Origin of the sequence: Paenibacillus whitsoniae (genome assembly GCF_003955665.1) — a bacterium.
In the GTDB taxonomy this organism is placed as follows: Bacteria; Bacillota; Bacilli; order Paenibacillales; family NBRC-103111; genus Paenibacillus_E; species Paenibacillus_E whitsoniae.
In genome coordinates this window covers 1-2921 of sequence record NZ_RXHU01000162.1, presented here as the reverse complement: position 1 = coordinate 2921, position 2921 = coordinate 1, and the positions used below count along the sequence as shown (strand labels likewise).

Annotated in this window: 2 protein-coding genes; both read left to right on the top strand. The window is 57.4% G+C overall.

Going from position 1 to position 2921, the window contains the following annotated elements:
* Positions 1–1693, top strand: a 1693-nt coding sequence (gene ligA, locus EJQ19_RS31505) for an NAD-dependent DNA ligase LigA (RefSeq protein WP_126145156.1), incomplete at its 5' end; no start/stop codon positions are given.
* A gap of 28 nt (positions 1694–1721) precedes the next feature.
* Entirely contained in the window at positions 1722–2732 is a 1011-nt protein-coding gene (locus tag EJQ19_RS31500; RefSeq protein ID WP_126145155.1) for a DUF1835 domain-containing protein, read from the top strand.
* The last annotated feature ends 189 nt before the right edge of the window (positions 2733–2921 follow it).

Genomic DNA, 2921 nt, shown 5'->3' with positions numbered 1-2921 from the left:
AGCACCGCTCCCCGACCCTACCTATGTCGTGGAACTGAAGTTTGACGGTTTGACGCTGAACCTGACGTATGAGCAGGGGAGGCTCGTTCAAGCCGCCACGCGTGGGAATGGTACCGTGGGCGAGGGCATTTTGGCACAGGTTCGGACAATCAAGTCCATTCCGCTGACCATTCCTTTCGATCAGGGAACCATCGAGGTGCAGGGCGAAGGCATGATGTTTCTGTCCGTCCTTGAGGCGTACAATCAGACGGCGGCCGAGCCGCTCAAAAACGCCCGCAACGCCGCAGCCGGCGCCCTCCGCAACCTGAATCCGAAGACGACCGCCGAGCGGAAGCTGAACGCTTTCTTCTATAATGTGGGGTACGCCGACGGCATTCAGTTCCAGAATCACGCGGATATGGTGCAGTTCCTGCGCGACAACCATTTCAAGGTCAGCGACCGCACGCGGTACTTTACGAACATCGAAGACGTTCGCGCCGAATTGGAGCGTATTGCCGAAGAGCGTGCTAGCTTCGACTATCTCATCGACGGAAGCGTCGTGAAGCTGACGGATATGCGTACGCGCGAGGTGCTGGGTTATACCGAGAAGTTCCCGCGTTGGGCGATCGCCTACAAGTTCGAAGCGGAAGAAGCGATGACGACGCTCCAGAGCGTATCATGGGAAGTAGGCCGCACAGGCAAAATCACCCCACTCGCCCGCGTCGAAGCCGTTGACATCGCCGGCGTGACCGTGCAGAACTGTACGCTGAATAACATTGGCGACATCGAACGCAAAAACCTGAAACACGCGCTCGGCAGCCTCGTCTACATCCGCCGCTCGAACGACGTCATTCCGGAAATTCTCGGCAAGGTGACCGAGGAGAATGACGGCGGTGAAATCGTGGCGCCGACGCATTGCCCTGCGTGCGGCACTGAGCTGGAGATGCGCGGCGCGCATCTCTTCTGCCCGAACAAGCTCGGCTGCTCGCCGCAGCTTGTTGGCCGCATGGCGCATTTTGCATCGCGCGACGCCATGGATATCGAATTCTTCAGCGAGATGACCGCCGCTCAGCTGCATCAAGAGCTCGGCGTGCGCGACCCTGCGGATCTCTACGTCCTGCAATTCGACGATCTCGTGAAGCTCGATCGCTTTGGCGAGAAGAAGGCACGCAATCTGCTGGACGCCCTCGAGAAAAGCAAAACCCGCGACCTTGCGTCCTTCCTGAACGCGCTGGGCATCCCGAACTCCGGCAAGACGACGACGAAGGTGCTTGCCGATCACTACCGCAGCCTGCCTGCCTTGATGGCGGCAACGCCGGAGGAGCTAATCACGCTGCCTGACGTCGGCGGCATTGTTGCGGACAGCATCTATACCTTCTTCCGCGACCCGGTCATGGTGTCGAGCATCGAGCGCATGCTTGCGGCCGGCGTCAACCCTGTGGCGGAAGAAGCGCCGGTCGTCGCAGCGAGCGAAGATAATCCGTTCTTTGGCAAAACCGTCGTTCTCACGGGCACGCTCTCGACGATGGGGCGCGACGAATGCGCGAAGAAGCTGGAGGCATTGGGCGCCAAGGTAACGGGCAGCGTCTCCAAGAAGACCGACATCGTCATCGCCGGGGAAAGCGCCGGCAGCAAGCTGACCAAAGCGCAGGATCTCGGCATTCGCATCATCGACGACGAGCAGGAACTGCTGCGGATGCTGGGTGAAGCTTAATTAATGGATAAAAGGGGACTGACGTGCCATGCCAACTATCACGCACATCGTAAACGGAGACGCATTCGGCGATAAGCTGCGCGCATCGGGGATCGACGGCGACATCTTGGTGTGGCGCGAGTCGCTGTATGAAGGGCCGATCGGCATGAAGATGTCGGATCAGGCCCTTTTGGCTTTGCGTGCCGCTTATATGCACGAGCGGCACGGTATTCCCAAGACGTTGTTCATCGCAACCTCGCTCGAACAAGAGCACAAGCTTGACGCGCTCGCGAGTTCCGCAGACGAGCTCGTGCTTTGGTTCGAGCATGATCTGTACGATCAATGGATGCTCGTGTACTTGTTGTCGCGGATGGCTCCCGCCTCCGCGCGTCCTTTTCAGCTTTCTCTGCTGTGCATCGATCGGTTTCCCGGGGTGGATACGTTTTATGGCCTCGGCCAACTATCGCTGGAACAGATCCGCACCCTGCATGGGGCCTGGGATGCGGTCACAGAGCCTCAGCGGCTGCTCGCCTGCCGCGCCTGGTCGGCCTATTCGGCCGCTGAGCCGCTTGCGCTCGCCGAATTGCTAGCGGAAGATCTGTCGGCGCTTCCGTGCCTGCGCCAAGCCTTACAGCTCCATCTAGGCCGGTTTCCATCTACGCAAAATGGGTTGTCCACGCTTGAGCAGTTAACGCTTGGTTTGATTGGGGATGCAGAGGTGTCTGTGCTGTCCTTGTTTAGGGATGTGGCCGCGCAGGCTTTGGAGTACGGCTTAGGTGATTTGCAGTTCTGGGGCATGCTGAACCGATTCTGGAAATGCGAGAAGCCGCTGGTCAGTATTGCCGGCACCGAGCGTCTGCCTAGCTTCGGGGAAGCTCTGGCTTTGGGGTTTGAAGGATCTCGAGCAAAGTTGACGAAGCTCGGTCGAGAGGTGCTGGAAGGGCGGCTTGATAACATCCAGCTGAACGGTATCGATGACTGGATCGGCGGTGTTCGCATGTTTGGCAAAGGGGAGATATGGCGGCGAAATTCCCTTGATAATCGCCTTGTTCGGCGCTAAGAAAATAATTTTAAATAGGCACTTGCATTCTGTTTTGAAACCTGATAGTATATATTCTTGTCGACGCCGAGAGCGACGCAGTAACGCTTTAAACGACGACACCGATAAAGCTCTTTGAAAACTGAACAAATGGATGAAGTAATCAGCAACAAACAGTCACGCAAGTGACTTAATGAGATTGAAAAATCT

Excerpts from the sequence above, each read along its gene's own strand:
- EJQ19_RS31500 (WP_126145155.1), top strand. The coding sequence starts at position 1,722 with ATGCCAACTATCACGCACATCGTAAACGGAGACGCATTCGGCGATAAG.